Consider the following 6,202-nt stretch of genomic DNA (forward strand, 5'->3'; position numbering starts at 1 on the left):
GCAAGCTCCCTCGCCACAAGTGCGCTGGGGCACTTTTGTGTTGCGAAATATGCATTGAACGAAATTTTCACAAAACCTTGCGGACAATCCTCCGCGCTTTTATTGCCCGGTTATTTAATGGCAATGCCATGACCGTTCGTGCAAGATTTGCGCTTTCGCGCAAGCCCCGGCCTTGACTGGCTCAACAGAGGGCGCGCCGTTGTTCCTACTTTTGACCCCCACTTCAATAGGTCCTAAAACGACATGGCAATCCCGGACGCCCTGAGTCAGCAGCGCACCACGCATCGCCTGCTGCAACCGACCGTCAAATCGCACCTGGCCTACACGCTGCTCTGTGCCCTGGTGATGATGATCATGTTCAGCCTGCTGCGCGTGGCGCTGCTGGTCTACAACCGCGAGATGATCCTCGATACGCCGGCCTCGACCTTCGTGGAAGCATTTGTCAACGGGCTGCGTTTCGACCTGCGGCTGGTCGTCTATCTCTGCGTCCCGTTGCTGCTGGCGTTGTTCAGTGCGCGGGCCATGGCGGCACGCGGGTTCTTTCGTTTCTGGTTGACCGTCACCTCCAGCATCGCGCTATTCCTGGGCTTGATGGAGATGGATTTCTACCGTGAGTTTCACCAGCGCCTCAACGGCCTGGTCTTCCAATACGTCAAGGAAGACCCGAAAACCGTCATGAGCATGCTCTGGTACGGTTTCCCAGTGGTGCGCTACCTGCTGGCCTGGGCCGGCGGCACGATCATCCTGAGCCTGGCGTTCAAGGGCGCCGACCGCGCCACTCGCCCACGTGGGCCGTTCAGCGGTGGCAGCATCGGTACGCGCCAGATCGCTCCGTGGTACGCGCGGATTGCAGTGTTCATGGTCTGCCTGCTGGTGGCCGTGGTCGCGGCGCGTGGCACTTTGCGCCAAGGTCCACCCTTGCGCTGGGGCGATGTCTACACCACCGATTCGAACTTCGCCAATCAGCTGGGCCTCAATGGCACGCTCTCCCTGGTCGCGGCGGCCAAGAGCCGGATGTCCGAAGACCGGGACAACATCTGGAAAGCCACCCTTGAGCAACCGCTGGCGCAGCAGACCGTGCGCAACATGCTGGTACTGCCTGACGACAAACTCGTCGACACCGAGACCGCCGCTGTACGCCGCGACTACACGCCGCCGGCCGACAAGACGCTGCCGATCAAGAACGTGGTCGTGATCCTGATGGAAAGCATGGCCGGTCACTCGGTGGGCGCCTTGGGCGCGCCGGGCAACATCACGCCTTACCTGGATAAATTGTCCAAGGAAGGCCTGCTGTTCGACCGTTTCTTCTCCAACGGCACCCACACTCACCAGGGCATGTTCGCCACCATGGCATGCTTCCCGAACCTGCCGGGTTTCGAATACTTGATGCAGACGCCGGAAGGCAGCCACAAGCTGTCGGGCCTGCCACAACTGCTCAGCGCCCGCAGCTACGACGACGTCTACGTTTATAACGGCGACTTCGCCTGGGACAACCAGTCAGGCTTCTTCAGCAGCCAAGGCATGACCACCTTCATCGGCCGTAACGACTTCGTCAACCCGGTGTTCTCCGATCCGACCTGGGGCGTCTCCGACCAGGACATGTTCGACCGTGGCCTGATCGAGCTCAAGGCCCGGGAAAACGGCAAGCCGTTCTATGCCTTGCTGCAAACCCTGTCCAACCACACACCTTACGCATTGCCGACGCCGTTGCCGGTAGAGCGGGTCACTGACCGTGGCAGCCTGAACGAGCACCTGACCGCCATGCGTTATGCCGACTGGGCGCTGGGCCAGTTCTTCGAGAAAGCGCGCAAGGAGCCTTACTTCAAGGAAACGCTGTTCGTGGTGGTCGGCGACCATGGCTTTGGCAACGAGCGCCAGATCACTGAGATGGACCTGGGCCGTTTCAACGTGCCGATGCTGTTGATCGGGCCAGGCGTCCAGGAGAAGTTCGGCCAGCGCAATCACACCGTGGGCACCCAGGTGGATATCGTTCCGACGATCATGGGCCGGCTCGGCGGGGAAGTGCGCAACCAGTGCTGGGGCCGTGACTTGCTGAACCTGCCGCAAGGCGATACCGGTTTCGGTGTGATCAAGCCGTCGGGCAGCGAACAGACCACTGCGATCATCCGCGACGACAAGATCCTCGTGTTGCCAAAAGACAAGGAAATGGCACCGAAGATGTATCGCTATGAATTGGGCGCCAATCCGCGGGCGGACATCATCCCGGACGCACCGGAGACTGGCGAGATGAAAACCCAACTCGAATCGTTCCTGCAAACCGCCACGAAGAGCCTGTTGGATAACACCGCCGGCGTTGTTGACGGCAAGCCGGACTGATCTTCCGGTGAATAAAAAAAGAGGCCTTGAAGGCCTCTTTTTTTTGCGCTTGGATTTATATCTTGCCAAGTAACAACAAGATCAACAGCACCACCAAGACTACGCCGATGATACCGGACGGGCCGTAACCCCAACTTCTGGAGTGCGGGAAGACCGGCAGGCCACCGATCAGCAGGAGGATCAGGATGATGATAAGAATAGTGCCCATTGTTGATTTCCTTATTGGTCAGTTCATCAGTGATTAAAACTTTCAACTGCCAGCGCGCATGCGTTAAATCCGGGCGGCTTATAAAGTCCGACCGTAACGTCCTGTAAAAAATTCAAAGTTTTTTGCCGTTCGATATAGCGCATTGCCGTGGCATCGCCACGGACGTAAAGCATGACTTCAAGACCTTCCATGGTTTGCCCTCGCCATTCAGCAGTCTGATGGAGCGTGGGTCGGGCCAGGGCCTTCGCTACACTCGGCCCATCTCTCCCGGAACAACAAGGCTGTTTCCCTATGCAAAATCGCATGATGATCACCGGTGCCGGCTCTGGCCTGGGCCGCGAAATCGCGCTGCGCTGGGCCCGCGAGGGCTGGCGCCTGGCCTTGTCGGATGTCAGTGAGCCAGGCCTGCAGGAAACTCTCAGGCTGGTACGCGAAGCGGGCGGCGATGGGTTCGTCCAACGCTGCGATGTCCGTGACTACAGCCAACTCACGGCGTTTGCCCAGGCCTGCGAGGAAAAACTCGGCGGCATCGACGTCATCGTCAACAACGCGGGCGTGGCGTCGGGCGGGTTCTTCAGCGAACTGTCCCTGGAGGATTGGGACTGGCAGATCGCAATCAACCTGATGGGCGTGGTCAAGGGCTGCAAGGCGTTCTTGCCGCTGCTGGAAAAAAGTCGCGGCAAAATCATCAACATCGCCTCCATGGCCGCCCTGATGCAAGGCCCCGCCATGAGCAACTACAACGTGGCCAAGGCCGGCGTGGTGGCCTTGTCGGAAAGCCTGTTGGTTGAACTGGCGCAGCAGGAAGTCGACGTACACGTGGTCTGTCCCTCGTTCTTCCAGACCAGCCTGCTGGACTCATTCCGCGGCCCGACCCCAGCCATGAAAGCCCAGGTCGGCAAGCTATTGGAAAGCTCGCCGATCAGCGCCGCTGACATTGCCGATTACATCTACCAGCAGGTCGCCGAAGGCCAGTTCATGATCCTGCCCCATGAACAGGGGCGCGCGGCCTGGGCCATGAAGCAGAAAAACCCGCAGGCGCTCTACGATGAAATGACCGCCATGGCTGACAAAATGCGCGCCAAGGCCCGCCAGACCCTGAGTTGACCTGCGTTCCCGGCATCCATCAGGATGGCGCCCTCGTGCCTTCCTGATGGACCGCCCCATGTTCAATTACCTTTGGTTCTTTCTCGCCGCACTCTTCGAGATCGCCGGTTGCTACGCCTTCTGGATGTGGTTGCGCCAGGGCAAGAGCGCCTGGTGGATCGCGCCCGCACTGCTCAGTCTCACACTGTTCGCCGTGTTGCTGACCCGTATCGAAGCCACTTACGCCGGTCGTGCCTATGCCGCCTATGGCGGGATCTACATCGTCGCGTCAATCGGCTGGTTGGCGGTGGTGGAGCGTGTGCGACCGTTGGGTTCCGACTGGATCGGCGTGGCCCTCTGTGTGTTGGGGGCGGGAGTGATTTTGTTCGGCCCACGAATAACTGGGCCATAAAACAGGTCGGAATCAGGTTTTTGCAGGACATTTCCTTCAGGCGTTGGGGTCCCTGTTTGTAGGGGATTACTGATTTATTGCCGGTATCTTGTGCATGGAAAATTGACCGGGCATGGTCGAAGTCCAGACCTTCTTAAGGAAAGAGCCATGCTCGTATTAAGCCGCACTATTGGTGAGTTGATTTCCATCGGTGATGACATTTCCGTTCGCGTGTTATCGGTCAGTGGGAGCACCGTGCGTTTCGGCGTCGAAGCGCCACGGCACATCGATGTCCACCGGTCCGAAATCTACGAGAAGATTCAGAAAAAAAAGGCCCAGGCCGCACGCAGGGGGTGTTCAGTCGAATAGATGCTTGGGCACATCGTGCTTGAGCATCAACTGGCACTGTTCGCTCTCGGGATCGAAGACAATCAAGGCCTGGCCTTTGGCCAGGGCTTGCCTGACTCGCAGGACGCGGGTTTCCAAGGGGGTGTCATCACCGTTGTCGGTTCCGTCGCGGGTAACGAAATCCTCGATCAGACGGGTGAGGGTATCTACTTCGAGTTGGTCGTGTGGGATCAGCATGGCAGGGCTCCGCTAGACAATTGGGCGGATGCTACGGCGGATGGGCTGTGGCGGCTAGCCTGGGCTTTATGATGTCTGTTCTGGCCTCATCGCGAGCAAGCTCGCTCCCACAGGGTTCTGAGTCGCACTGAAGATCCCCTGTGGGAGCGAGCCTGCTCGCGAAAGCGGTAGATCAGCTTGCCTCGATGCTGGATGTGCCGCCGTCTTCGCGAGCGGGCTCGCTCCCACAGTAATCCGGGTTGATTGCAGGATAGGTGTCCACCTCTGATTCCAGTGGGAGCGAGCTTGCCCGCGATGCCGATATGCCGGGCGGTGAATGTGGGGTCAGCTATCCGAACGCTGCCCAATCAAGCTGTCCACCGACGGCACTCGGGTATCGCTTTCCATCTGTGCATCGTGTTCGATCTGGTGGCTGAAACGGTCCAGGGAACCTTGGGCCGGTTGTGCGTCGCTGGCGAACACCGGTGGGCTGAGGATGTAGGCGCCGAGCAGGCGACTCAGCGCGGCCAGGCTGTCGATGTGGGTGCGTTCGTAGCCGTGGGTCGCGTCGCAACCGAAGGCGAGCAGGGCGGTACGGATATCGTGGCCGGCGGTGATCGCCGAATGGGCGTCGCTGAAGTAGTAGCGAAACAGGTCGCGGCGCACCGGCAGTTCGTTTTCCTTGGCGAGTTTCAACAAGTGCCGTGACAGGTGATAGTCATACGGACCACCGGAATCCTGCATCGCCACGCTCACTGCGTGTTCATTGGAGTGTTGGCCGGGGGCGACCGGGGCGATGTCGATTCCGACGAATTCGCTGACGTCCCAGGGCAGTGCGGCCGCCGCGCCGCTGCCGGTTTCCTCGGTGATGGTGAACAGCGGATGGCAATCGATCAGCAGTTCTTCGCCGCTGTCGACAATGGCTTTGAGCGCCGCCAGCAGGGCGGCGACCCCGGCCTTGTCGTCCAGGTGGCGCGCGCTGATGTGGCCGCTTTCGGTGAACTCCGGCAAGGGATCGAAGGCCACGTAGTCGCCGACACCCACGCCCAATGTTTCGCAATCGGCGCGGGTGGCGCAGTAGGCGTCCAGGCGCAGTTCGATGTGGTCCCAACTGATGGGCATTTCGTCCACGGCGGTGTTGAAGGCATGACCGGATGCCATCAACGGCAGCACGCTGCCGCGAATCACGCCGGTGTCGGTAAACAGGCTGACCCGGCTGCCCTCGGCAAACCGGCTCGACCAGCAACCCACCGGGGCGAGCGTCAGGCGGCCGTTGTCCTTGATGGCCCGTACCGAGGCACCGATGGTGTCCAGATGCGCCGACACCGCCCGGTCGGGGCTGCTTTTGCGGCCCTTGAGGGTGGCGCGGATCGTGCCGCGCCGGGTCATCTCGAAAGGGATGCCCAGCTCTTCGAGCCGCTCGGCGACATAGCGCACGATGGTGTCGGTGAAGCCGGTCGGGCTGGGAATGGCGAGCATTTCCAACAGGACTTTTCGCAGGTATTCGAGGTCCGGTTCGGGAATATTACTGATCATGGAAACTCCTCGCGGAATATTGGAATGACGGATCCCGTGGCAAGGAAGCAAGCTCGCGCTGGGCCTGTAGGAGCTGCCGA

At 60.1% G+C, this 6,202-nt stretch carries 8 protein-coding genes; 4 read left to right on the forward strand and 4 right to left on the reverse strand.

The genetic code is table 11. The features are described from left to right. Positions 1-243 precede the first annotated feature (243 nt). Positions 244-2,337 carry an LTA synthase family protein gene (locus OC610_RS19055; RefSeq protein WP_264429844.1) on the forward strand — a complete coding sequence of 698 codons (2,094 nt, stop codon included), beginning with the start codon at positions 244-246 and terminating at the stop codon, positions 2,335-2,337. 55 nt (positions 2,338-2,392) lie between these two features. On the opposite strand, the gene OC610_RS19060 is transcribed toward OC610_RS19055, so the two are convergent. Both OC610_RS19060 and OC610_RS19065 read right to left on the reverse strand, forming a co-directional pair. Further along, entirely contained in the window at positions 2,393-2,545 is a 153-nt protein-coding gene (locus OC610_RS19060) for a DUF3309 family protein (RefSeq protein WP_018606531.1), read from the reverse strand. Positions 2,546-2,571: 26 nt separating this feature from the next. After that, positions 2,572-2,736 carry a hypothetical protein gene (locus tag OC610_RS19065; RefSeq protein WP_264429845.1) on the reverse strand — a complete coding sequence of 55 codons (165 nt, stop codon included), beginning with the start codon at positions 2,734-2,736 and terminating at the stop codon, positions 2,572-2,574. 100 nt (positions 2,737-2,836) lie between these two features. Between OC610_RS19065 and OC610_RS19070 the strand changes: the two genes are divergently transcribed. From OC610_RS19070 to csrA, 3 genes are all read left to right on the forward strand, one after another. Continuing rightward, the gene (locus OC610_RS19070; protein WP_264429846.1) at positions 2,837-3,652 is read left to right on the forward strand and encodes an SDR family oxidoreductase; all 816 of its coding nucleotides are present in this window, start codon (positions 2,837-2,839) and stop codon (positions 3,650-3,652) included. A gap of 58 nt (positions 3,653-3,710) precedes the next feature. After that, entirely contained in the window at positions 3,711-4,043 is a 333-nt protein-coding gene (locus OC610_RS19075) for a YnfA family protein (RefSeq protein WP_264429848.1), read from the forward strand. Between the two features lie 147 nt (positions 4,044-4,190). Beyond that, on the forward strand, positions 4,191-4,391 hold the full coding sequence (csrA, locus tag OC610_RS19080; RefSeq protein ID WP_264429849.1) for a carbon storage regulator CsrA: 201 nt from the start codon (positions 4,191-4,193) through the stop codon (positions 4,389-4,391). On the opposite strand, the gene OC610_RS19085 is transcribed toward csrA, so the two are convergent. Together OC610_RS19085 and OC610_RS19090 are read right to left on the reverse strand one after the other, a co-directional pair. After that, positions 4,380-4,607, reverse strand: a complete 228-nt coding sequence (locus OC610_RS19085) for a YheU family protein (RefSeq protein ID WP_264429850.1) — start codon at positions 4,605-4,607, stop codon at positions 4,380-4,382. The genes csrA and OC610_RS19085 overlap by 12 nt on opposite strands. Before the next feature lie 324 nt (positions 4,608-4,931). Beyond that, entirely contained in the window at positions 4,932-6,122 is a 1,191-nt protein-coding gene (locus OC610_RS19090) for an osmoprotectant NAGGN system M42 family peptidase (RefSeq protein ID WP_269808030.1), read from the reverse strand. Positions 6,123-6,202: the final 80 nt, after the last annotated feature.

This window comes from Pseudomonas agronomica, assembly GCF_025917275.1.
Classification (GTDB): Bacteria; Pseudomonadota; Gammaproteobacteria; order Pseudomonadales; family Pseudomonadaceae; genus Aquipseudomonas; species Aquipseudomonas agronomica.